Source organism: Acinetobacter sp. 1542444, from assembly GCF_000581835.1.
In the GTDB taxonomy this organism is placed as follows: Bacteria; Pseudomonadota; Gammaproteobacteria; order Pseudomonadales; family Moraxellaceae; genus Acinetobacter; species Acinetobacter pittii.
Genome location: NZ_JEYA01000002.1, coordinates 665377 through 690051, shown reverse-complemented (window position 1 = coordinate 690051; position 24675 = coordinate 665377). Strand labels below are relative to the sequence as shown.

The 24675-nt window shown below is 40.4% G+C and carries 24 protein-coding genes and 4 tRNA genes; 24 read left to right on the top strand and 4 right to left on the bottom strand.

From position 1 onward, the window contains the following. Positions 1-36: 36 nt before the first annotated feature. Positions 37-585, bottom strand: a complete 549-nt coding sequence (locus tag J580_RS12190; protein WP_032004346.1) for an NUDIX hydrolase — start codon at positions 583-585, stop codon at positions 37-39. Between the two features lie 114 nt (positions 586-699). On the opposite strand from J580_RS12190, the gene J580_RS12185 reads away from it, so the two are divergent. The 6 genes from J580_RS12185 to fghA all read left to right on the top strand — a co-directional run bounded on the left by J580_RS12185 (position 700) and on the right by fghA (position 5882). Continuing rightward, the gene (locus tag J580_RS12185; RefSeq protein ID WP_014208431.1) at positions 700-1326 is read left to right on the top strand and encodes a CoA pyrophosphatase; all 627 of its coding nucleotides are present in this window, start codon (positions 700-702) and stop codon (positions 1324-1326) included. A gap of 22 nt (positions 1327-1348) precedes the next feature. Continuing rightward, the gene (locus tag J580_RS12180) at positions 1349-1876 is read left to right on the top strand and encodes a gamma carbonic anhydrase family protein (protein WP_079748263.1); all 528 of its coding nucleotides are present in this window, start codon (positions 1349-1351) and stop codon (positions 1874-1876) included. A 135-nt stretch (positions 1877-2011) separates the two neighbouring features. Continuing rightward, entirely contained in the window at positions 2012-2677 is a 666-nt protein-coding gene (gene tsaB, locus J580_RS12175; protein WP_005071228.1) for a tRNA (adenosine(37)-N6)-threonylcarbamoyltransferase complex dimerization subunit type 1 TsaB, read from the top strand. A gap of 11 nt (positions 2678-2688) precedes the next feature. After that, entirely contained in the window at positions 2689-3480 is a 792-nt protein-coding gene (locus tag J580_RS12170; RefSeq protein ID WP_032004345.1) for a class I SAM-dependent methyltransferase, read from the top strand. 136 nt (positions 3481-3616) lie between these two features. After that, complete coding sequence (locus J580_RS12165; RefSeq protein ID WP_032004344.1) at positions 3617-5068, top strand: C13 family peptidase; 1452 nt, start codon at positions 3617-3619, stop codon at positions 5066-5068. Further along, a complete protein-coding gene (fghA, locus tag J580_RS12160; RefSeq protein WP_032004343.1) occupies positions 5037-5882 on the top strand; it encodes an S-formylglutathione hydrolase in 846 nt (281 codons plus the stop codon). Before J580_RS12165 ends, fghA begins: the two co-directional genes overlap by 32 nt. Before the next feature lie 5 nt (positions 5883-5887). Here fghA and J580_RS12155 read toward each other — a convergent pair whose 3' ends face one another. Further along, a complete protein-coding gene (locus J580_RS12155) occupies positions 5888-6160 on the bottom strand; it encodes a DUF2218 domain-containing protein (RefSeq protein WP_000843456.1) in 273 nt (90 codons plus the stop codon). A 184-nt stretch (positions 6161-6344) separates the two neighbouring features. Between J580_RS12155 and rpe the strand changes: the two genes are divergently transcribed. From rpe to J580_RS12085, 14 genes are all read left to right on the top strand, one after another. Further along, positions 6345-7031, top strand: coding sequence for a ribulose-phosphate 3-epimerase (rpe, locus tag J580_RS12150; RefSeq protein ID WP_032004342.1), 687 nt, complete (start codon positions 6345-6347; stop codon positions 7029-7031). A 356-nt stretch (positions 7032-7387) separates the two neighbouring features. Then, positions 7388-8209 (top strand): Cof-type HAD-IIB family hydrolase, encoded by an 822-nt coding sequence (locus J580_RS12145; protein WP_005803356.1) that lies wholly within the window; start codon positions 7388-7390, stop codon positions 8207-8209. Positions 8210-8312: 103 nt separating this feature from the next. Then, on the top strand, positions 8313-8708 hold the full coding sequence (locus tag J580_RS12140) for a hypothetical protein (RefSeq protein WP_002115904.1): 396 nt from the start codon (positions 8313-8315) through the stop codon (positions 8706-8708). 41 nt (positions 8709-8749) lie between these two features. Further along, positions 8750-10687: a copper resistance system multicopper oxidase gene (locus J580_RS12135; RefSeq protein WP_032004341.1), complete on the top strand. Its 1938-nt coding sequence runs from the start codon at positions 8750-8752 to the stop codon at positions 10685-10687. Then, positions 10674-11429: a copper resistance protein B gene (locus J580_RS12130; RefSeq protein WP_032004340.1), complete on the top strand. Its 756-nt coding sequence runs from the start codon at positions 10674-10676 to the stop codon at positions 11427-11429. Before J580_RS12135 ends, J580_RS12130 begins: the two co-directional genes overlap by 14 nt. A gap of 28 nt (positions 11430-11457) precedes the next feature. Next, entirely contained in the window at positions 11458-12453 is a 996-nt protein-coding gene (locus J580_RS12125; RefSeq protein ID WP_032004339.1) for a cation transporter, read from the top strand. A gap of 149 nt (positions 12454-12602) precedes the next feature. Continuing rightward, the gene (locus J580_RS12120) at positions 12603-12923 is read left to right on the top strand and encodes a DMT family transporter (RefSeq protein WP_002115842.1); all 321 of its coding nucleotides are present in this window, start codon (positions 12603-12605) and stop codon (positions 12921-12923) included. Positions 12924-12935: 12 nt separating this feature from the next. Further along, complete coding sequence (locus J580_RS12115; protein ID WP_032004338.1) at positions 12936-13415, top strand: methylated-DNA--[protein]-cysteine S-methyltransferase; 480 nt, start codon at positions 12936-12938, stop codon at positions 13413-13415. A 133-nt stretch (positions 13416-13548) separates the two neighbouring features. Beyond that, on the top strand, positions 13549-14769 hold the full coding sequence (gene argJ, locus J580_RS12110) for a bifunctional glutamate N-acetyltransferase/amino-acid acetyltransferase ArgJ (protein WP_032004337.1): 1221 nt from the start codon (positions 13549-13551) through the stop codon (positions 14767-14769). Between the two features lie 144 nt (positions 14770-14913). After that, positions 14914-15978 carry a quinolinate synthase NadA gene (gene nadA, locus J580_RS12105; protein WP_032004336.1) on the top strand — a complete coding sequence of 355 codons (1065 nt, stop codon included), beginning with the start codon at positions 14914-14916 and terminating at the stop codon, positions 15976-15978. Positions 15979-16120: 142 nt separating this feature from the next. Further along, positions 16121-16197 (top strand) — tRNA-Pro (locus J580_RS12100). 56 nt (positions 16198-16253) lie between these two features. Next, positions 16254-16330 (top strand) — tRNA-Arg (locus tag J580_RS12095). Between the two features lie 33 nt (positions 16331-16363). Next, a tRNA-His gene (locus J580_RS12090) sits at positions 16364-16439 on the top strand. A gap of 4 nt (positions 16440-16443) precedes the next feature. Next, positions 16444-16520, top strand: a tRNA-Pro gene (locus tag J580_RS12085). A gap of 246 nt (positions 16521-16766) precedes the next feature. Here the strand turns inward: J580_RS12085 and add are convergent. Continuing rightward, entirely contained in the window at positions 16767-17762 is a 996-nt protein-coding gene (add, locus tag J580_RS12080) for an adenosine deaminase (protein WP_032004335.1), read from the bottom strand. Positions 17763-18162: 400 nt separating this feature from the next. Between add and J580_RS12075 the strand changes: the two genes are divergently transcribed. Further along, positions 18163-19338, top strand: coding sequence for a zinc-binding dehydrogenase (locus tag J580_RS12075; protein WP_032004334.1), 1176 nt, complete (start codon positions 18163-18165; stop codon positions 19336-19338). An 89-nt stretch (positions 19339-19427) separates the two neighbouring features. Here J580_RS12075 and J580_RS12070 read toward each other — a convergent pair whose 3' ends face one another. Further along, positions 19428-20375 carry a LysR substrate-binding domain-containing protein gene (locus J580_RS12070; protein ID WP_032004333.1) on the bottom strand — a complete coding sequence of 316 codons (948 nt, stop codon included), beginning with the start codon at positions 20373-20375 and terminating at the stop codon, positions 19428-19430. Between the two features lie 245 nt (positions 20376-20620). Here J580_RS12070 and J580_RS12065 point away from each other — a divergent pair, with 245 nt between their 5' ends. The 3 genes from J580_RS12065 to J580_RS12055 all read left to right on the top strand — a co-directional run bounded on the left by J580_RS12065 (position 20621) and on the right by J580_RS12055 (position 24672). Continuing rightward, complete coding sequence (locus J580_RS12065; protein ID WP_005111988.1) at positions 20621-21841, top strand: acyl-CoA dehydrogenase; 1221 nt, start codon at positions 20621-20623, stop codon at positions 21839-21841. A gap of 226 nt (positions 21842-22067) precedes the next feature. After that, a complete protein-coding gene (locus J580_RS12060) occupies positions 22068-23390 on the top strand; it encodes an MFS transporter (RefSeq protein ID WP_032004332.1) in 1323 nt (440 codons plus the stop codon). A 52-nt stretch (positions 23391-23442) separates the two neighbouring features. Then, positions 23443-24672, top strand: a complete 1230-nt coding sequence (locus J580_RS12055) for a CaiB/BaiF CoA transferase family protein (RefSeq protein WP_032004331.1) — start codon at positions 23443-23445, stop codon at positions 24670-24672. Positions 24673-24675 lie beyond the last annotated feature (3 nt).

The window sequence follows — 24675 nt, the reverse complement described above, 5'->3', positions numbered from 1 at the left end:
AAGACCGCTAATCGGTCTTTTTATTTGTCTAATTAATTAACCCGTATGGTCTAAACGAGTACCCAAAGTTTCAAGATGTGTTGGGAATACTTGTTTCTTACGATCTTCAAAATAATGTCTTAGTGTATGTTCAACACTAGGGAACGCAAGTTCACCCCATGGAATTTCATGTTCTTCAAACAGGCGACTCTCGATGCTTTCTTCACCTGCACCAAAAATGCCATCTTTCAGCTGTGCTTTGAACAGTACATAAATTTGACCAATACGCGGAATATTGTACATGCAATAAAGTTGTTCTATTTCTATCTCGGCTTCTGCTTCTTCACGGGTTTCACGTGCTGCACCTTGTTCCATGGTTTCGAACAATTCCATATAACCAGCAGGTAATGTCCACAAACCATAACGAGGTTCAATCGCACGACGACAGAGTAATACTTTATCTTCCCATAACGCTAAGGCACCGCAGATTACTTTGGGGTTTTCATAGTGAATATTTCCACAATAAGTACAAACACGGCGTACTTTATGATCACCTAAAGGAATTTTTTGTTCGGTTTTATGCCCACACGCTACACAGAAACTCATAATTATCATCGAGTATAGAGATGCCTCAGCATAACTGAATTTTTAGACTTACGCATCAACTCTATTCCCTAACTTTGATTTTCAGATATGATGCAAAGAGAGACAAAATAATAGGTGAATGGTATGGAAGAGCACTTGCTAACACAAAAGTTACAGCAAAGATTGCGCTTTTCCACCCGCATACAAGAAGCACAAGCTGCAGTACTCATTGCCATTACGAATGAGAATGATCCTAAGGTACTGCTTACACGCCGTTCAATACATATGAACAACCATGCGGGGGAAGTCTCTTTTCCTGGGGGAAAGCGTGATCCTAGTGATACCAGTAATATTGTTGTTGCATTAAGAGAAGCTCAAGAAGAGACAGCTTTAAATCCGTTTGATGTACAGTTGTTAGGTGATTTGCCGATGCAGCGAGCAAGAAGCGGTTTGTCTGTAAAACCGATCGTTGGGCTTATTCCTCCTGAGGTCACTTTAATACCTCAGCCTACCGAAATTGATCGAATTTTCTTTGTCCCGTTACAGCAACTGATCGAAACGCGTCCGACACCCTATGAAGTTCGATATGCTCATCAGTCTTTATATTTCCCAAGCTTACAGATTGATAATGAAATTATCTGGGGGTTAACTGCTCGTATGTTAGTTGCTCTGTTTAAATATGGACTAGGTTATCAAAAAGATTGGCCATTTTTACTCAACTCACCAACCTTTGGAATGCCAAAGTTTTCTCATAAAAAATAAAGATCAGGATTGATAAATTATGATGTATAGCTATCAAGGACAGCACCCAAAAGCATTACATGAACCATGGGATGGTTGGGTTGCTCCAACTGCAACACTTATTGGGCAAGTGGAATTAGGTCGTCAGGTCAGTATTTGGTTTGGTGCAGTAGTTCGTGCTGATAACTGTGTCGTTCGGATTGGTGATTTCTCTAATATTCAAGAAAATTCTGTCTTACATACCGATGCTGGACTTGAGCTAAACATTGGTGAATATGTCACAGTCGGTCATAAAGTCATGCTGCATGGTTGTACGATTGGCGATAATAGTTTGATTGGTATGAACGCCGTAATTTTAAATCGGGCGGTGATTGGTAAAAATTGTATTATCGGTGCTAATGCTTTAATACCTGAAGGAAAAGTAATTCCAGATAATTCAGTGGTGATGGGTTCACCAGGCAAAATTGTCAAAACTTTAGATGACGATGGTGCCGCAAAAATACGATTGAGTGCATTGCATTATGCTGAACACTTTAAGAACTATGCAGATTTAAAAGAGTTTCACTTTTAAAAGTTTTTAATAAGTTATTTTCTATGCCAAGCATAAGCTTGGCATTTTTATTTAGAAAGAGAACAACTCGCCTATCAGAGCCGAGTGGGGTATCATAACCCTCGTTTTTAATCTGATTTAATACTAAGGTTGTGCATGAAATTGCTGGCGTTGGAAACTGCAAATGAGCAGTGTTCTATTTCATTAGTCGATGAAACCCAAGAACTATTTTTTCAACTCGATACGCGGGCGAAAGCACAAACCCAGACCATTTTGCCTATGATTGAGCAAGGGCTACAACAAACAGGTCTTGAAGTTGCTGGTTTGGATGCGATTGCCTTTAGCCGTGGGCCTGGTTCTTTTAGTGGTGTTCGAATTAATGCTGCTGTTGCCCAAGCTTTAGCTTGGTCACAAGATTTACCTGTGGTTCCAGTTTCTACATTGCAAGCTTTAGCACAAGCGGCATACCGACTTGAAGGTTTGGAACAAGTGACTGCCGTGCTCGATGCGCGTATGAATGAAGTTTACATTGCAAGTTATGTTTTAGATGAACAAGGAATTATGCAGTGTATTGATGAAGAAAAATTAATGGGCTATGAGCCAGCAGCAGCTTATGCAAAACATTGCTTAATTGGTTCGGGCGCCAAGCTACTTCAAGTTGATGCAGAGCATCAAACAATCACTGCAACTGCACAGGATATTGCTTCTATTGCACGTGTCTATGCTGCACAAAAGCAATGGGTGGATGCCGAGCATGCTTTGCCAGTTTATTTACGTGATGATGCGTGGAAAAAGATAGCGGATCAGGGTAAAGCAAAGTAAAGGCAGTACTCATGCATATATATTTTGAACAAGATTTTCAAGAACAAGCACAGCACTACCAAGCTGTGCTTTGTTCTAGAGGTGTGACTGTCGATTTAAAGCCAATTGAAAAGCTGAATGCACGGTTTTTACGCTTCAATCCTGAAATTGCCCTTTGTGTAGATGAAAACGGACTTTGGTTATCTGCTAATGGCATGAAAATGCAACCCGACTGGAAAGCTGAAATTCCACGTTTAAAACGTGCAAGTCTTAAATCGGAAATGATTGCCCGTGCTTGTCAGTTAGGTGAAAAGCCAGTACTGGTTGATGCAACAGCGGGTTTAGGCCATGACAGCTTACTTATGGCTTATTTAGGTGCCCAAATCCAGCTTGTTGAGCGCCATCCGATTTTATTTACTTTACTTGAAGATTCAAAAGCTCAGGCGGAATGTGATCCATTCTTAAGTCAATTTATGGATTGTATTCAACTGATCTTTGCTGACTCTGCAAGCTATTTACAGCAATTACATCAAGAAGCAAAAACGGTTGATGTAGTCTATCTTGACCCGATGTTCCCACAGCGCGACCAAAATCAACAAGCAATTAAAAAACAAGCTCAAGTCAAAAAACAAATGCAGCTTTTACATCTTCTTTTACCTGAAGATGGTGAGATGGATTTGGGGGATAATTTGCTAGTTTTGGCACAGAGAGTTGCTAAACGTGTAGTCGTTAAGCGGCCACGCCATGCTATTTTCTTGGCAAATCAAGAGCCAGCTCATCAATGGCAAGGGGATGCTTGTCGTTTTGATGCGTATTTTCAGTAGGCTTATGTAAGGTTAGGTTTTATTGCTTGAATAATGCACAAATATATGTGATATAGTTCAAAAGCATGATTGCTAAAATTCTTAGCAGGCATACACTTAAGATGCCTGTCAAAAACGAAATTTTTGAAAACCTTTTATGATTGATCTTAAACCCTCCATTAACTTTTGGCATGATTTTAAAAGCAACCAAATTGCCGGAATGTGGCTGTTTTTGGGGTCAAGACGTTCTTTACAGATTGTGCATCCATCTATTCTTCAGCTTATTGTCTGGGGAATTTTAGGGGGGTGTACTAACTCTCTTTACAGCTGGCTTGTAGCTGGTCAAATCGGTGATTTTAATTCACAAGGTTTAATTGGTTATGCGCTTTGGCCATTCATTGCTTTAATTGTTGGTATTTTCTTATCACAGCGAACCAACCAACCTCGCTTAATGCTAGTTCCTGCTTTACTTTGGCTGGTTCTAGATACAAATATCTTATTAATTCAATGTTTAATCCAGTATTTGGGGTCTAACGGTTATCTCAACTTTATTCCCGATGCTATTTATAACGGAATTTTACCGAGTTTATTTGTAGCTTTATTCGTGTGGCAAAGTTTAGCCGTAATTTGGGTTTTCTCACGTGAGCTTAAGTGGCCATGGTGGGAACGTGCACTGGTTATGGTTGCGACCATTGCAACGATGGTGGTTTGGCAACTTTCTGTAAAAGATCAACCGATTTGGAAGGTAGAAGATACGGCTCCAACGTTTGCTGAAGATGCTTTTTATGCACAAAGTAAACTATTAAATGATTCTTTAGAGCAAGTTCAATATGGTGAGCTCGCCAAAAGCCATTGGTATTTTCTAGGTGTTGCTGGTGATAGTTATCAAGATGTTTTTAAATCGGAAGTGGTCCGTATTAAAGAACAGTTTGATACACGTTTCGGAACGATTGGACGTTCGATGATGCTGGTTAATAATCCAGATACCCGCACAGAAATTCCGATTGCCTCTAAAACCAGTATCGAGTTAGCCCTACGCCGCATGGGCCAGCAAATGAACCGTGATAGTGATGTACTATTTTTATATATGACTTCACACGGTGAACAAAATCACTTCGAAATTGAAAATGCGCCATTAGATTTAGGGCAAGTGGACCCGAAATGGTTGCGAGAAACACTGGACAAATCCGGTATTCGCTGGCGTGTAATTGTGATCTCAGCCTGTTATTCAGGAAGCTTTATTCCTGCTTTACAGTCTCCTGATACCTTAATTATTACTGCATCGGCTGCTGATAAAACTTCTTTTGGGTGTAATAACGAAGCTGACTATACCTATTTTGGTCGAGCTTTCTTTGATTTGGCTATGCGAGAGCAATCGTCGATGAAAGATTCGTTTAACACAGCTAAGCAAACGGTAACCAAATGGGAAGTGGCTCAAGGTGTTGAACCTTCGGAACCTCAGTGGATGATCGGTAAAAATATGGAACTTATGCTACCTCAATTGGAAAAGTATCTATTTCCTCAGCAAAATACGGGTAGTGTAGATATTGCTCAAACAAAAACAGAGGCTAAAAACGATGCAACTCCTGCAAAAAAACCGCTGCTTTGAGGGCGAGCAGCGTATATACCAATTTGAATCTTCTTATTTAAAAGGACCAGCGAAGTTTGGTGTTTATTTACCACCAGCAGCTCTAGAAGGTAAAGCTTGCTCAACTCTATTTTACTTAGCTGGGTTAACGTGTACTGAAGAAACCTTTGCCATTAAAGCACATGCACAGCATATGGCAGCTCAACTTAGTCTTATACTGATTACCCCAGATACTTCTCCTCGTGGCGAACAAGTTGCGGCAGGGGATCATTGGGATATAGGCCAAGGCGCAGGCTTTTATATTAATGCCACAGAAGCACCTTGGTCTGAGCATTATCAAATGGAAAGTTATTTAATTGATGAGCTATATCCACTCATTTTAAAAAGCTTTCCTGTAAACGATCAACAAGTTGGTATCTTTGGGCACTCAATGGGTGGCCACGGCGCATTGACTTTGGCTTTTAAATATCCTGAGAAATTTAAGTCGGTATCTGCTTTTGCTCCGATCTGTGCACCAACAGAGTGTGCATGGGGAAACAAAGCGTTTAGCCATTATTTAGGTGCAGATCGCAATAGCTGGTTAGCTCATGATGCTACAGCTTTAGTCTCAAAGAATGGTGCAATATTTAGCGAAATTTTGGTGGATCAGGGATTGGATGACCAATTTTATGAACAACTTCACCCTGAAAAATTTAAGCAAGCATGTTTAAAAGCAGGACAGCCTTTAACTTTAAGACAACATGCTGGCTATGACCATGGTTATTATTTCATTCAAACCTTTATGGATGAGCACTTACAGTTTCATGCAATCCAGTTAGAAAAAGTATTTGGCTAATTAGTTTAGTGTTGCCATTCAACTTGAAATTCTTGTTGAGCCATACGGTTTAGATGATCAAGCACCACTTTTTCTAAGTGGTTGTGGTCATCCAACTGACTATCAATAGCAACGTTTAACTGCTCTGTTTCTGGTGCAAGCGTAATTGTTGCGGTAGGCATTAAGATTTTAAAATCTTGTTCAGTTTCTTGTACTTCAAATTTGTGCTTCCAATGATTAACTAGACGTTTTGCAATGCGTTTTCCATCGTTTGTTAATAGATGAGTTGTGCTTTTCATTATCAATCCTCACATTGGTTTAATGTACCTTAACAAATTCGTTTCGCCGTTAGCATTCTATTGTTGCAACGTTACGTTTCAAGTTTGAAATGTTGTCATTTAAGCAAGGAAGGGCGGGCCAATTAGGTTCTTTTTTGTTATAATTTTTAGCCTCTCCTTAAACTTCTAGCCAGGTCATTCACCTATGTCCAAGCCTTATTTGATTGCTCCTTCTATTTTATCTGCCGATTTTGCTCGTTTAGGCGAAGATGTAGACAAAGTGTTAGCCGCAGGTGCAGATGTAGTGCATTTTGACGTTATGGATAATCACTATGTTCCAAATTTAACTTTTGGTGCAGGTGTATGTAAGGCTTTAAAAAACTATGGGATTACAGCTCCTGTTGATGTACATCTAATGGTATCTCCAGTTGATCGTATTATTGGAGACTTTTTGGAAGCAGGCGCAGATATTATTACGTTCCACCCAGAAGCATCTCACCACATTGACCGTTCATTACAGCTTATTAAATCTGGTGGTGCTAAAGCAGGTTTAGTTTTTAACCCAGCAACGCCATTGCATTATCTAGATTATGTACTTGATAAAGTTGACCAAATTTTAATAATGAGTGTAAACCCTGGTTTTGGTGGACAAAAGTTCATTCCAATGACATTAGAAAAATTACGTGAAGCCCGCAAAATTATCGATGCAAGTGGTCGTGATATTCGTTTAGAAGTTGATGGTGGTGTTGGCCCTGCAAATATCCGTGAAATTGCAGAAGCTGGTGCAGATATGTTTGTTGCCGGTTCCGCAATTTTTGGTCAACCCGATTATAAAGTTGTGATTGACCAAATGCGTGCAGAGCTTGCGAAAGTAGGCAGTGTTAATGCTTAAAAAGATAGAGTTAATCTAAAATAGACTTGTGGATAACTTTGTTTATAACTGTATGGATAACTGTGTTGATAACCGTATGGATAAGATGTTGGTAAAATAAACAAAATTAGATCAACCGTTTATTCTATAGACAAAAACGATGGAAAAAGAACGTTTTGGCGTTCTTTTTTTATGCGTGTTGAATAATTTATTAGCTGGTTTTTTATTAAGCTTTGCTAAAAAATAACCTGTGCAAAAAACGATGTAGCTCTGTGTAAAACTTTTTGTGCATAGATACGTATAAAACTGTAAAAGTGTCATGAAAAATAAAGCTAAATTTGGTTTAATAAGTTTTTAGTAAGAGACCTCGATAATTAATGACAGTAAAAATTTTAGCGGTAGATATGGATGGGACTTTTCTTAATTCCAAAAAGCAGTACAACAAAGCACGTTTTTTAAAACAATACGAACAACTAAAACAAAATAATATTCATTTTGTGGTAGCCAGTGGTAATCAACTTGCAAAGCTTATTACCTATTTTCCAGAAATTAGTCATGAAATTGCTTTTATTGCAGAAAATGGCGCGCATGTTGTAGATGCAGGGCAAGAATTAGCTTTTGCTCATTTAAGTCAGCAACAATATATTGAGATTCTAAAAGCGATTGATCCTTCATATACCTCAACCATGGTGATCTGCGGGAAACAGAGTGCTTATGTGCATAGCAGCATGAACGCAGAGGACTATGCCAAGGTTGCCCGATATTTTGAAAAACTGACAGTTGTAGATGACTTTTATGCACTAGATGACTTAGTGTGCAAAATTACTTTTACCGCTCAGGAAAACGAAAGCTTTGCGATTTTTGAGCATTTTCAGAAGCAAAGTTTTGTAGCAGATAAAGTTTTGGTACCTGTTTCAAGTGGTTTTAATTTTATCGATTTGATTCTTCCCGACCAGCATAAAGCACACGGTTTGAACTTATTACTACAAAAATGGCAGGTTGAACCTAATCAAGTGGTTGCGATTGGTGATAACAACAATGATATGCAGATGATTAAAGCTGTGGGTTATGGGTTTGCAGTTGAAAATGCAGTAGAAGCATTAAAAGCGGTGGCGCCTTATACCACTGTAAGTAATGAACAAGAAGGTGCATTAGAGGTGATTGATTTAGTCCTTCAGCATCAACCTCCATTTGCTTAATTGCCCTATAACAAGCATTTAAGATAGAAAATTGTATCTCTTTTAAAACTTCGTTATGCTAATGGCATTAAAATCACTCATCGGCTCTAGGCGATAAATCACAATGGCTCTACAACACTTACGCAAGTATGCTTGGTTTGTGTTCCTAATGGCTTTCGTCATTGGGTGGAGTGGTGTGTCTATTGCACAGACGCCTATGCAACATGATCTTCATACTATGCCGTGTCATAGTGAAAAATCTTCGCATAACAATATGCATACTCAAGCAAATGATCAGACCGTATGTCATCAAAAGATGACTCAGTCTCTTCATTCGCATGGTGAGCATTGTCAGGACTGTAATCCAGTCCATTGCCAAATGGTGAATTTAGCTCTGCAGCAAGCTGTACCTGACGTTGAATCCCCACTTATTCCTATTTCATATCAATTTAGCAGTATTTATCAGGCTCAACATTTAGCCGGATACTGGCAAGAGATTTTACGTCCTCCTAAAGCTTGATCCTTATTTACTTATTTTTTTAATTAAAAAGGATCACAGCAATGTCTCATAAAACAATTAGCAGCTTAGTCGCTGTATTTGGACTATTGGTTTCACCATGGTCACTCGCAGCAATTAAGGAATATCACCTTAATATTAATGAACAACAGGTCAATGTTACGGGCAAACCCCTTAAACGAATTACCGTAAATGGAAAATTTACAGCACCACTCCTTGAGTTTGAGGAGGGGGATGAGGCTGTTATTCATGTTCATAACCAATTAAAGAATCAAGATACGTCTTTGCATTGGCATGGATTGTTACTACCAGGGTTAATGGATGGCGTACCTGGTTTTAATAATTTCAAAGGAATTGCGCCAAACGGAGATTTTGTTTACCGCTTTAAGGTGAAACAAAACGGTACATATTGGTATCACGCCCATAGCAAAGGGCAAGAGCAAGATGGTTTATATGGGCCACTTGTGATTTACCCGAAAGGGAAAATACCTGTTGCTGCTCATGAAAAAACGGATCGTGATTATGTGGTGATGCTTTCAGATTTTCATAATTCTTCTAGCGATAGCATTATGAAGAATTTGAAGAAATCTGCTGAGTATTATCAAAACCGCCGTGAAACCGTATCTGATGTTTTGAAGCAAGTTAAAACACAAGGCTTAAAAGCAACTTGGCAAGATCGTTCGATGTGGAATCAGATGCGGATGTTAAAAACCGATATGTCTGATGTGACGGGCTATACCTTCTTAGTCAACGGCAAAACACCGCAGCAAAACTGGACAGCTAACTTTAAAGCTAGTGATAAGGTTCGATTACGATTTATTAATGCATCAGCGATGTCATTTTTTGATGTCAGAATTCCAAATTTGAAAATGACTGTTGTGAGTGCAGACGGGCAGCCAGTTAAGCCAGTTGCAATTGACGAGTTTCGTATCGGTACAGCCGAAACCTACGATGTCATTGTAGAACCTACGCAATCAAATTATCAGATTGAAGCAGAGTCTATTGACCGCAGTGGTTTTGCCATTGGAACTTTGCACAATGAAAATGCGCAGGCTGTAGGGCCAATTCAAATGCCACAGCCACGTCCACGCGCTTTGTTAACTATGGATGATATGGGCATGAGTCATGGCAATGGGGCAAGTGATGAACATGCTGGCCATCAAATGAACATGCAACATGACATGTCGGCTATGCCTGAAATGAAAAAAGAAGCGAACCATGCTAATCATGATTCTACAATGATGAATATGGATCATGACATGAAAAATAAATCATCTAGCGAACATGATCATTCCATGATGCAAATGAAGCATGACATGTCAGCGATGCCTGAAATGAAGCATGATATGCAGGCAATGTCAGCTAGCGAGCATGACCACGCTATGATGAATATGAATCATGAGATGCCTGCGCAATCTGAGAATAAGCCTAAAAAGGATGAACCCGTTTATGGCTGGGCAAATGCTTCAACACCAGCGGGGATGAAAGCACTGCAATATAGTGATTTGCAATCTTTAACACCTCAGCCGGACACGCGTGTACCAGAACGAGAGCTTGTTATTCGTTTAGGTGGCAACATGGAGCGTTATATCTGGACCATTAATGGCAAAAAATTTAGCGAAGCTGAGCCATTACAAGTTAAGTATGGCGAACGTATTCGCTTGAAGTTTGTGAATGACAGCATGATGGCCCACCCAATGCATTTACATGGGATGTTTATGCAATTAGAAAATGGCCAACAAGCTGAAAACTTACCAAATAAACATACTCTTATTGTTCCACCAGGAAAAACCGTTACTGCGTTATTGACAGCTGATGCCTTAGGCGAATGGGCGATTCATTGCCATCTGCTTTATCACATGAGTGCTGGAATGATGAATAAGTTGATTGTGGCTCAAGTGAATGATGGACAACAACCTGCTCAAGCTCAATCACCTGTTCAATCTGAAAATGAGAAAGGAGCTAGTCATGCGCATCACTAAGTTATTTTCTCAAATGTTATATTGCGGTGCTTTCTCGAGCATATCAGTATTTACTTTTGCTCAAGAGCCTTTAACTCATGATCATTTACGTGAACATGGTGGACAGGTTTATCAAGCAACAAAAATTGATACTAGCTGGACTCAAAATGAAGAAGGAGAAGGTAGTTTTTCTTCTGAATTAGAAACTTGGGTGGGAACGGATGAAAATAAATTGTTCATTAAAGCCCATGTGGATAAAGCAGAGTCAGAAGATGCTAATTACGGCAGTTCAGTACTTTATAGTCGAAATGTAGCTGACTATTGGGATGTACAGGTTGGGGTAAACTACGAGCGTTTGCAACGGGAAGATGAAAAGCAAGATCGTTGGGCTGGTGTTGTGGGTTTACATGGCATGGCACCATACTTTTTTGAAACCGATGCATATCTTTATGCAGGTGAAGACCAGCTATGGAAGTTAAGTTTAGAAACGGAAAGGGACTTGCTCTTTACCCAAAAGTTAATTGGTAAACCTTATTTAAAAGCAGATGTTGTTTTGCAAGATGAATCTCGCTATGCCAATAAAACAGGGCTATCTAGTTTACAAGTTGGCTTTCAAACCCGTTATGAAATCAACAAAAAGGTCATGCCATTTGTTGACGTCGGTTATGGTTATGAAAAAGGTTTAAAACAAACTGCTTGGCAAACAGGAACCGACTCCGAACATGGTTGGTATTATGGAGCTGGGTTAACACTAAAATTCTAATTGCCGAACAAAAAGTAAGCTTAAACATATGCCATTGGTTTATACTAATGGCATTGTTTTTTGTGTCAGTTATGGTGCAAAGATGGCTTTAGAAAAACAAGAGAATCAAATACATTTAAGTAAAAATAGCTCTAACTGCGAATGCTCAAGCATGTCGTCTCAGGAGTGTTTCACGCCTAGTGAACCTGTGGTTAAAAAGAGCCAGTGGGTAAGTTATTACCATATTCCTCGCATGGACTGTGCAGCCGAAGAGCAAATGGTGCGGATGGCTTTAGCCTCTTACACTGACGATATCCAAGAACTTCATTTTGATTTGCCTGCACGCCATTTAGCGATTTATCACAGTCTTCAAGCTGAAAGGATTACTCAAAGTTTACAGCGTTTAGGACTAGGAGCCGAGCTACAACAAACACAGCCACATTATGAACCTGTTGAAAAACCTAAAAAGGTTCGAGCTGGTTCCTCAACCAATGCAACACAAAAACAAGTTTTACAATGGTTGTTACTGATTAATGGGATCATGTTTGTTATTGAGTTGATGGCAGGCATTATTGCTTCATCGACAGGGTTAATCGCTGATTCGCTCGATATGTTTGCCGATGCTGCAATTTATGGCATTGCTTTATTTGTGGTGGGTAAAAATCTAAATGCACAATTAAAGGCTGCGCATCTTTCGGGGTGGTTGCAGTTTGGCTTAGCCATGATTGTGTTAGTTGATGTACTTCGCCGTTTTATTTACGGTAGTGAACCCGTTTCAATTCTCATGATTTTAATTGGCGGATTAGCTCTTGCGGCCAACATTAGTTGTCTTTATTTAATGAGAGACCATAAGGAGAGCGGGGCACACATGAAGGCGAGTTATATCTTTTCTGCAAATGATGTCATCGTCAACTTGGGTGTCATTGTCGCGGGAATATTGGTTGCCATTACAGGTTCGCGTTATCCTGATTTAATGATTGGATTGATTATTGTTTTGTTTGTTTTAAATAGTGCACGAAAAATTTTACAGTTAAAAAATGAATAATATTTTCTGATAGAGGCAAGCCTGTGTCAGGGTTTGCCTTCATTTTTTATTTTAAAGTAAACTGAGTCCTCACATAAAGGAGGAACGACCTCCCCCATAATGGGACATCATGTCGGGACGACCTGACGCTATAAAAATTAGTGAATGTTATGGCTTGGGCTATTTTAATTTTAGCAGGTGTATTTGAAATCATTTGGGCATATTCTATGAAAATGTCCGAAGGTTTTACACGTTTAACCCCTAGTGTTATTACCGTAGTTTTTATGATTTTGAGTGTAGTTCTGCTTTCAATATCAATGAAAACTTTACCGCTTGGCACTGCCTATACGGTTTGGACAGGCATTGGCGCAATTGGGTCATTTCTTGTAGGTATATTTTTTCTTCATGAACCTATTGGAGCTATGCGAATGATTGCCGCTGTATTAATTGTGTCAGGTTTGGTTTTAATGAAAATTTCATCGCCGTCTTAAGAGAATAAAACTATGTTGCTGTCTTATAAGTATATCAATTCGCCTGTTGGGCAATTAAAGCTAGTTGCGAATGAAAATGCTTTGGTGGCAGTACTCTGGGACAATGAAAATCCAAAACGTGTTCGACTGGCTGAGCTGGTCGAACAAACTGAACATCCAGTATTATTAAAGACCGAACAACAATTAGTAGAATATTTTGAAGGTAAACGCCGTGAGTTCACCTTGCCATTAGATTTTGAAGGGACCGCATTTCAAAAGCAGGTCTGGGCTGCTTTACTGACCATCCCTTATGGGGAAACAAGAAGTTATAAAGATATTGCACTTCAAATTGGCAATGAAAAAGCGGTGAGAGCAGTGGGCGCGGCAAATGGCAAAAACCCGATTTCCATTATTGCACCTTGTCACCGAGTCATTGGTGCGGGTGGAGCTTTAGTTGGTTTTGCTGGTGGGCTTGATAAGAAAGATATTTTATTAAAACTAGAGCAACAATGAGCCGTTTTTGCGCTCGATTTTTTTAGACTTTTCTACTAAGCTGTTCACAATGATATTTCATAAGGTCGGTGCTTTATTGCATCGCTTTTTTTGAAATATTGATCTTATTCAACAAACTTTGGATGTTCTAAAAATGGCTGTCGGTGACGTAACAATGCCACAAATGCATGTGGTAAAAGGTGTAAAAATTGGCTCAACAGAAGCATATGTACGTTACCAAAACCGACGAGATTTAGTCATTTTTGAGTTTGTAGAAGGCTCAAATGTTGCTGGTGTATTTACTCAAAATGCATTCTGTGCAGCACCTGTTCATGTCTCTAAAGCTCATCTTGCCGAAGGTAATCCTCGCTATTTAGTAATTAACACGGGTAATGCCAATGCAGGTACCGGGCCTACAGGTTTGAAAAACGCTCAGGATACTTGTGCAAAGTTAGCGGAGCTTGCTGGCGTTAATAGTTTTGAAGTGCTTCCATTTTCTACAGGTGTGATTGGTGAGCAGCTTCCGATGGAGCGCTTACTTGCTGGTCTTCAGCCTGCATTAAATAGTGTACAAGATGCTGCTTGGAATGATGCTGCAACTGGCATTATGACAACAGATACTGTGCCTAAAGGCGCATCTGAACAATTTGAACTTGATGGCATTGCTTATACCATGACAGGTATTAGTAAAGGCGCCGGAATGATTCGCCCGAACATGGCAACCATGTTGAGCTTTGTGGCAACAGATGCACCTATTAGCCGTGATTTAGTACAAAAGCTATTAAAGACAACAGTTGAGCATTCATTTAACCGTATTACGATTGATGGCGATACCTCAACAAATGACTCTTGTATTTTCGTAGCAACAGGTCAGGCGGGTGGTGCTGAAATCACATCAGACAACGATGCACGCTACACTAAAGTTTTAGAAGTACTTGCTCGTGTAATGAATCGTTTAGCCCAGTTAATTGTCCGTGATGGTGAAGGTGCGACGAAATTTATTACTGTTGCTGTAGAAGGCGGCGCAAATACTCAAGAATGTTGTGACATTGCATATAGCATTGCGCATTCACCACTTGTCAAAACTGCACTTTTTGCATCGGACCCCAACTGGGGACGTATTTTAGCTGCGATTGGCTATGCAGGCGTTAAAGACTTAGACGTGTCTAAAATTCAAGTGTGGTTAGACGATGTACAAATCTGTAAAGATGGTGGCGCAGCTGAGGACTATACCGAAGAAGCGGGTGCGCGCGTTATGGCACAAACCGAAATTACCATTCGTGTTGATTTAGGACGTGGTCAGGCCAAAGACACGGTATATACGTGTGACTTATCTTACGACTATGTCAAAATTAATGCTGATTACCGTTCTTAAATATCAGTTATAATCAAGCCTCGACAAAGAGGCTTTTTTATTAGCCCCATCTTTTGATATTAAATGATTCAATCCGTAAATCATTTAAGCAGTAACGTTATATGCGAGCAGGTATGCCAGCATGAAGGATAGAGAAGACGTTTTATGAGTGATGCGACTTTAATTGCCAACGATGCAAAAAACATTGTACAAGCGCATTTAGACCGTTTAGGTGAGCCAAAAGACAATCGCTTAAGTGAAGAAGCAAAACAACAAAAGTTTGCGCAGATCGAAGCAGAGCTCAAAAAACGTGATGCTGTCCTTGTTGCTCATTACTATTGCGACCCTGAAGTACAAGAACTTGCCGAAAAAACAGGTGGATGCGTTTCTGACTCTTTAGAAATGGCCCGTTTTGGACGAGATCATGCAGCCTCTACACTGGTTGTGGCTGGTGTTAAGTTTATGGGAGAAACAGCAAAAATCCTGTCTCCTGAAAAAACAATTTTAATGCCGACACTTGAAGCAACCTGTTCACTCGACTTGGGTTGCCCAGTTGATGAGTTCACGGCATTTTGTGATCAGCACCCTGACCATACCGTAGTTGTTTATGCTAATACATCGGCTGCTGTTAAAGCACGTGCAGATTGGGTCGTGACATCAAGCTGTGCGGTTGAAATTGTTGAGCATCTAGACAGCTTAGGTGAAAAAATTATTTGGGCACCAGATCAGCACTTAGGTCGCTATATTCAGAAGAAAACTGGTGCAGATATGTTGCTTTGGGATGGCGCATGTATTGTGCATGAAGAATTCCGTGCGCGTGGTATTGCCAACATGAAAGCACTGTATCCAGACGCTGCTGTATTGGTACATCCTGAGTCACCAGAGTCAGTTGTAGAAATTGCAGACGCGGTAGGTAGTACGTCGCAACTCATTAAAGCTGCGCAGACTTTGCCAAACGAAAGACTCATTGTGGCAACAGACCGCGGTATTTTCTACAAAATGCAGCAAGCTGTACCGAATAAGATTTTAGTTGAAGCGCCAACAGCGGGTGAGGGGGCAACTTGTCGTTCATGTGCCCACTGTCCTTGGATGGCAATGAATGAACTTGACGGAATTTTAGAAGTTTTACAAAAAGGTGATCAGGAAATATACGTTGATCCAGCGCTTGCTGAACGTGCCAAAATGCCTTTAGATCGAATGTTAGCCTTTAGTGCATCGTTAAAACGTTAAAAAACCTCAAAATGCTTGTTAAATATACATTTGATAAGGATTTTTAACTTTTTTTGAGAATAGGTGTTGACGTCTGAGGGCGTCGCGCCTAGAATGCACACCGTACCGCACGATGTGCGATACAGCAAAAGCTGAGATAGATCGGAGCATAGCACAGCCTGGTAGTGCACCTGGTTTGGGACCAGGGGGTCGTAGGTTCGAATCCTACTGCTCCGACCACTTAAAATAATATTTTAAGATCGGCGAAGTATCGCATGATAAGCATCATCGGTTAAGCGCCTGTAGCTCAGTTGGATAGAGCATCCGCCTTCTAAGCGGATGGTCACAGGTTCGAATCCTGTCAGGCGCGCCATTTGGTAGCTTGGTACATAGAACTTATTTGATGGTGGATGTAGCTCAGTTGGTAGAGCCCTGGATTGTGATTCCAGTTGTCGCGGGTTCGAATCCCGTCATTCACCCCAATTTCGGAGCATAGCACAGCCTGGTAGTGCACCTGGTTTGGGACCAGGGGGTCGTAGGTTCGAATCCTACTGCTCCGACCATATTTAAAATCGTTCAAGCTTTGAAAATATCCCAAATATTGAAAAGAATTTCTTCTAGTCTTACAGGTAGAAGGAATTTTTTGTTTTTATATATTTAAATTTTAATTCATACACACTCCAATATTTGAACTTATTTATATAAGCTCTGTTCTCTGTTCTCTGTTCTCTGTTCTCTGTTCTCTGTTCTCTGTTCTCTGTTCTCTGTTCTCTGTTCTCTGTTCTCTGTTCTCTGTTCTCTGTTCTCTGTTATTGATATTTCTGCCTTAACTCATCTTTTTCTTGATCTGATAGAAATGCGATTTTTAGGCCGTTTTCTTGAGCTGTATAAATTTGCTCAGGGCTTAAACCTGCTAATGGGGCGGCAGTTAAATATTCATGTTGTATCTCAATGCCTTCTACCGCTGGGTCATCTGTATTAATGGTGGCAAGCACACCATGTTCTAAAAAAGTCTTTAATGGGTGTTCTGCTAAAGACGGTACTGTGTTGGTTTGAATATTTGAGGTGAGGCAAGATTCAATACCAATCTGGTGTTTTGCCAAATAATCTAAAAGTTTTAAATCTTGAACTGCTTTAACGCCATGTCCAATTCGTTCGGCACCTAATTCTTCAATAGCTTGCCAAATACTTTCTGGGCCAGCAGCTTCACCTGCATGTACCGTAATGTGCCAACCTGCATCACGTGCTTTTTTAAAGTGATCAATAAATAAATTGCCCGGAAAACCAAGCTCATCTCCAGCAAGATCTAGTGCTTTAATATCATTTTTATGGGCAAGCAGGGCATTTAATTCTTTTTCACAGGCTTCTTGGCCAAAAGTACGACTCATAATGCCAATTAAATTCGCTTTTACTCCGTACGCTTGGCTGCCTTCTTTTACTCCAGCAATCACAGCTTCAACTACGCCTTCAAGTGGAAGTTGATGGGTCATACCCATGTAACCAGGTGAAAAACGTAGTTCTACATAGTCTAGACCTTGCTGTGCTGCATCCTGCATGTTTTCAAAAGCAATACGTTTGCAGGCATCTAGGCTCGCTAATACTTTTACACCCCAATCGAGCTTAGATAAAAAACTTAATAAGTCTGGTTGGTTATCCATCACTTGTACGTGGGGTCGTAAAGATTCAATGTCGTAAGCAGGTAAATCTAAATTGTATTGTTGGCCCAATTCTAAAATGGTTTGAATGCGGATGTTGCCATCAAGATGACGGTGTATATCTGTAAGCGGGAGCGTTTTTGTAATCATAGACTTCTTCTTATCTGTTGCTATTAATTCATCATGCCTGTTTAGTTGCGCTGATAAAAGTTTGGATTTGCTATGTTTTTGTGAAAAGCGTTGAGTTGAGTTTTTTGAACTTACTATATTTGTATAAGTTTTAATTTTGATGACATTGTTCTGGCCTAAGAAGATAACTCAGTCTGTGTAAGATACGAGCACCAAGATTTTTATTGTTTTTAATTTCGCTGAGCCTGTTTAGTTGACTCTTCAAGAGTGGATTGGCTGAAGAATGGTCATTGGTATTTTGCCTTTTACTTGTAAAGATGAATAAAGGCTTGCTAAAGACCAAACTGATAAAGCGATTAATTTATCTGTAGAAATCTATTTCTAGCAAGTAAATGAAAAAGAAGAAATAGGAAGCGCTCAAATGAAGTCGGTACTTTGTCATCAAGCAAAACTACAAGTGGTGGACCAACCGAAATTAACGCCTGCAAAAGGGCAAGTTTTATTGGAAGTGGTGCGATGCGGGATCTGTGGTTCAGATTTACATATGCAGCATCACTGCGACCACATGCATGATTTGGCTGCACGTGTCGGGTTTAATGGTTTAGCGAAGTCTACAGACCCATTTGTATTGGGACATGAGTTTTGCGGCAAGGTTTTAGACTATGGCCCAAAAACACGTCACAAATTTAAAGCCGATACACTTGTTTGTGCAATGCCGCTTTTAAATGTAGATCAGCATGGTTATTTGTCTACAGGGCTTTCTCCAAATGCATCTGGTGGCTATGCAGAGCAAGTGCTGGCTCAGTCGAGCTTGATGTTTGAAGTACCTAACGGTCTAGATGCAGATAGTGCTGCCATGACTGAACCTATGGCGGTTGCATTGCATGCTGTTCGCCGTAGTCGTGTAAAAACTGGTGAACCTGCGATTGTGATTGGCTGTGGCCCTGTTGGGCTAGGTGTCATATTAATGCTTAAAGCAGCTGGGGTTAAAACTGTAGTTGCTAGCGACTTTTCACCAAACCGCCGTAAGCTTGCCGAGCAATGCGGTGCAGATATTGTGGTAGACCCTAAAGAGACGTCACCATTTGCTAACTGGAAAGAGTTTGGTTTGCTTGGCAATGTTTCTGATGCCATTAACATGGGCATGGGGCTGTTTGATAAGTTGCAAGCGACACGCTTACCGTGGTGGCATGGATGGCGCATGATTGATAAGTTAGGTGCTCTGCCAAAACGTCCTGTTATTTTTGAGTGCGTGGGCGTACCGGGTGTTTTACAGCAGATTATTGAAGGTGCACCTTTATTTTCCCGAATCGTCGGGGTGGGGGTATGCATGCAAAGTGACAAAATCGAACCCGCACTTGCAATTAATAAAGAGTTAGAAATTCAGTTCGTATTGGGCTATACACCGCTTGAGTTTCGAGATGCGCTACACATGATTGCAGAAGGTAAAGTGAATTGCTCACCGCTCATTACCGGTGTTGTTGGCCTAGAAGGGGTTACGAGTGCATTTGAAGCATTACGTGATCCTGAACAGCATGCCAAAATCTTGATTGACCCGAAACGTAGCGGTTCAGATATTCAATTAATGAGTCATTAATTTCAAAGTTATTTATGCTTAACTAAAAGGTTGTGATCTTATCAATCACAATCTTTTTTTATGCGTATAGATCGCACAAAGTGGCTCAGCTAATTTGTATTACTTTTTAGTTGTTCTAGTTCTTGGTAAATCCACTCAACAAATTTTTGAATAGTCGGTGAGATGTCTTGGCTTGAGTGAATGAGATAGTATTTTCGGCTACCTTTTAGTTTTTTATTAGAAACAATCACCAGTTCCTTTTTTTGTAGTTCAGACTCAATCAACATTTGTGGAATTAGAGCCATTCCCATGTCATGGCTAGCAGCAACAGCAAGCATTGAAAATAACTCATGGCGCTGTCCATCAAAAGGTTTCGGGTGCTGCATCTGATGGGTCAGAAACCATTCTTGCCAAATACTAGGTCGAGTGGTTTGTTGCAGTAGAGGAATTTTCAGTAAATCTTCAGAGCTTAAATCATAGGTATTTTCATTGATCATGACTGCATCTGGAAAATACTTTTCGATGAGTCTCGGCGAGCACACGGGTACAATTTCTTCATCCATTAAATAATGTGCTTGTATGCCGGGCCAGTGATCAATTTGCTGCTGCGTACCTGCAAAAATAGCAGCGTCAAAAATATTGTCATTAAATAAAAAGGGCTTGGTACTGGTTTCTAAGTGAACCGTAATTTCAGGGTGTTTTTGATTTAAAAGATGGAGCTTGGGTAACAACCAGCGCGTTGCAAAGGTAGGTACTACACCTAACTTTAGTGTGCCACCTAAACCTTTATGAGAAATCACATCGGCTGTACATTTCTCTAGTCCTAACAAGTAAGGTTTAATGCTTTTAAAATACTGCTGACCTGCAATGGTGAGTTCAACACCATGCCGAGTACGTATAAAGAGTTCAACGCCCAAGAAATCTTCTAACTGCTGAATTTGGCGCGAGACTGCACTTTGGGTAATACATAACTCTTGGGCAGCATAGGTATAACTTAGATGTTTTGCTGCACTTTCAAAGCAAATCAGGCCCTGAATGGATGGGATATTTCTTCGCATAAATAAATCCTTTTATTTGTCGTCATATTTCAAAATGGCATATGACCTAAATGCAGAGAGCAGAGTTTAGTATAAAAATAAGCCATTTTTAATGAAATACAACGAATAAAATATCTAAATTTAATGCATCTTATTTTAAATATGCGTAAGTCGCATATCTGCATGAACATTTATCGTTTGATTACTGCATTTTTCACGCATAACATCGAGTTAAATAAAGAAGATCAAATCAAGCAGAGGATGCGATGAATCACATGGTGACAACAAAAAAAGCAAAAGTTCAATTTAACTGGCAAGACCCATTTTTAATTGAGCAACAGCTTACCGAAGATGAGCGCATGATTCGTGATGCTGCTCACGCCTATTGCCAAGAACGTTTGCAACCACGTGTACTTGAACAATTTCGTCATGAAACAACAGATCCATCTATTTTCCGTGAAATGGGAGAGCTAGGCTTACTGGGTCCAACCATTCCTGAGCAATATGGCGGCGCGGGTTTGAACTATGTGAGTTACGGTTTGGTTGCACGTGAAATTGAATATGTCGATTCGGGTTACCGCTCTATGGCGAGCGTGCAAAGCTCATTGGTCATGGTTCCGATTCATGAATTTGGTACCGAAGAGCAAAAGCAAAAGTATTTACCTAAACTAGCTACGGGTGAATATATTGGTTGTTTTGGTTTGACAGAACCTGATCATGGCTCAGACCCGGGCAGTATGATTACCCGTGCTAAAAAAGTTGATGGTGGTTACCGTTTGACTGGCGCAAAAATGTGGATTACCAATAGTCCAATTGCCGATGTATTTGTAGTCTGGGCAAAAGAAGTTTCTGCTGAAGGCAATGTCGGTGATATTCGCGGCTTTATTTTAGAAAAGGGCTGGGAAGGTCTATCTGCACCTGCCATTCATGGCAAGGTTGGTTTACGTGCATCGATTACAGGTGAAATCGTGATGGATAACGTATTTGTACCTGAAGAGAATGCGTTCCCTGAAATTCGAGGTTTAAAAGGCCCATTTACCTGTCTAAATAGCGCCCGTTATGGTATTGCATGGGGCGCAATGGGTGCTGCCGAGTTCTGCTGGCATACTGCACATCAATACACCATGGACCGCAAACAATTTGGTCGTCCGTTGGCTGCAAATCAGTTGATTCAAAAGAAACTGGCAGATATGCAAACTGAAATTGCTTTGGGTTTACAGGCAGCTTTACGTTTTGGCCGTATGAAAGATGAAGGTATTGCATCAGTTGAAGGGACATCTTTAATTAAGCGTAATAACTGTGGAAAGGCGCTTGATATCGCTCGTATGGCGCGCGACATGATGGGTGGAAATGGTATTAGTGACGAGTTTGGCGTAGCACGTCATTTGGTTAACCTTGAAGTCGTGAATACCTATGAAGGCACACATGATGTTCATGCTTTGATTTTAGGTCGTGCACAAACAGGCATAGCCGCATTTAGTAACTAACTCATTCATTTTTAAAAGATAAAGGTGTTCTTTCGAGAGCACCTTTAGGGATTTTTACTCAAAAATTTATGGATAATGACAAGATTCATCGTAAGGATACTCATGTAAAGATATGCCTCTGTGTACTTAAAACCAAATGTAAGATGATGAAAATATAAAAGATTAAGTCATGCAGAAAACATAAGTAAGCTATCGATGACTCATTTGGGAAAATGAGGAACTAAAGATGAACAATGACGTTCAAGTAATATCGAAAGAATTAAGAAATACATTTCCAAGCAACCTTGGAACATATGAAAGAATTGGCCCTCATACATGGAAATGGGCGTTGTTATTTGCCTATTTTGCGATGGTGGTCGATGGCATTGATATTATGCTGTTGTCTTATAGCTTGACCAGTTTAAAGGCAGAGTTTGGTTTAAGTACCTTTCAGGCAGGTGCCTTAGGTAGTGCTTCTTTGGCAGGGATGGGGATTGGCGGTATTTTGGGTGGTTGGGCATGTGACAAGTTTGGTCGTGTACGAACCATTTCCAACTCGGTGACTTTCTTTTCGGTAGCGACCTGTTTATTGGGCTTTACGCAAAGCTTCGAACAATTTATGGCCTTACGTTTTATTGGTGCTTTGGGTATTGGAGCACTCTATATGGCTTGTAATACCTTAATGGCTGAATATGTACCGACTACTTACCGTACAACGGTCTTGGGTACATTACAGACAGGTCAAACCGTAGGTTATATTGCTGCGACGTTATTAGCTGGCGCAATTATTCCAGATCATGGCTGGCGCGTTTTATTCTTCCTGACCGTAGTACCTGCTTTCGTCAATATTTTCCTGCAACGCTTTGTGCCAGAGCCAAAATCTTGGCAGCTCACCAAAATTGAAAGCTTACAAGGCAACAGACAACCTAAAGAAAGAGTGGTGGCTGAAAAGCCGAAAAGTGGCAGTATCTACAAACAAATCTTTAATAATTTTAAGCACCGTAAAATGTTTTTGTTGTGGATGACCACAGCATTCTTCTTACAGTTTGGTTATTACGGCATTAACAACTGGATGCCAAGTTATTTAGAAACAGAAGTGCATATGAACTTTAAAAACTTAACCAGTTATATGGTGGGTTCATATACAGCAATGATCCTAGGAAAAATTTTAGCGGGTTATCTTGCTGACAAATTTAACCGTCGTGCTGTTTTTGTGTTTGGAACAATAGCCAGCGCCGTGTTCTTGCCAATCATTATTTTCTTTAACACCCCTGACAATATTTTGTATTTATTGATCACCTTTGGCTTCTTATATGGCATTCCATATGGTGTGAACGCGACTTATATGGCTGAAAGTTTTTCAACCGATGTGCGCGGAACAGCCATTGGCGGTGCCTATAACATTGGTCGTGTCGGGGCTGCGATTGCACCAGCCACCATTGGTTTCTTGGCATCGGGCGGTACGTTTGCTATGGCTTTTATTGTGATGGGTGCTGCGTATTTTGTTGCGGGTGTATTGCCGGGCTTATTTATTAAAGATCGTCAGTACGATCCACAAAGACAATCATAAACAATGACAGGGAGGTATGTTGAGTACCTTCTAAAAAGATAAGGGTATCGTTATGGGTGCATTACAAGGAATTCGGGTTTTAGATTTAAGTCGTGTGCTTGCTGGGCCTTGGTGTGGGCAAATCTTGGCAGACCTTGGCGCGGAAGTGATTAAAATTGAACGTCCTCGAGTCGGTGATGACACCCGTATGTGGGGTCCACCATGGATGCCCGATCACGACGGAAACATGACCCGTGAATCTGGTTATTTCCAGTGTACCAACCGCAATAAATATTCGGTTGTGGTAGACATAACCACACCCGAAGGTCAGGCCTTAATTTATGAAATTGCCAAGACTGCTGACGTGGTAATTGAAAATTATAAGACAGGGTCTTTGGCTAAATATGGTTTGGACTACGCGTCATTAAGTGAGTTGAACCCAAATATTGTTTATTGCTCGATTACCGGTTTTGGGCAAGATGGCCCACGTGCAGAAGAACCTGGTTATGATTTTATTATTCAGGGTATGTCTGGCTTAATGAGCATTACTGGCGAGCCTGATGATGTGGCAGGCGGTGGTGCACAAAAAGTTGGCGTGGCTGTGGTAGATATTCAAACTGGTTTATATTCCACCATTGCCATTCAAGCTGCCTTGATTGCACGTTCGCACACGGGACGCGGTCAGTATATTGACATGTCACTCCTTGATGTACAGGTCGCGGCACTGGCAAATCAGGGAATGAACTATTTAGCTTCGGGTAAAGTACCACAGCGCATGGGCAATCAACACCCAAGTATTGTGCCGTATCAAACTTTTAAGGCTAAAGATAAAGAATTTATTATTGCTTGCGGTAACGATAAACAGTTTAAGGATTTATGTATTGCGATTGGTTATTCAGAGCTACTCGAAAATGAAAAGTTTGTACGCAATCAAGACCGTGTCAAATATCGAAATGAACTGATTCCTTTATTGTCGGAGCACTTTTTACAGAAAACTGCTAAAGAATGGGTCGACATGATTCATGCGCTTAAAGTACCCGTAGGTGTTATCAACTCTATTGAAGATGCTTTGGCTGAACCACAAATCGTCCATCGCAATTTGGTGGTCAATATTCCTCATCGTTTAAATGAAAACTTTCAAACCATTGGCTCACCAATCAAAATGTCTGATACTCCAGTTGAATATCATCATGCACCGCCAGAGTTGGGTGAACATACCGCTCAAATCTTATCGAGATTTAAAACAGCAGAAGAACTGGCTACTTTAAAAGAGAAGGGCATTATTGATGGGAAGATTGCTTAAGCT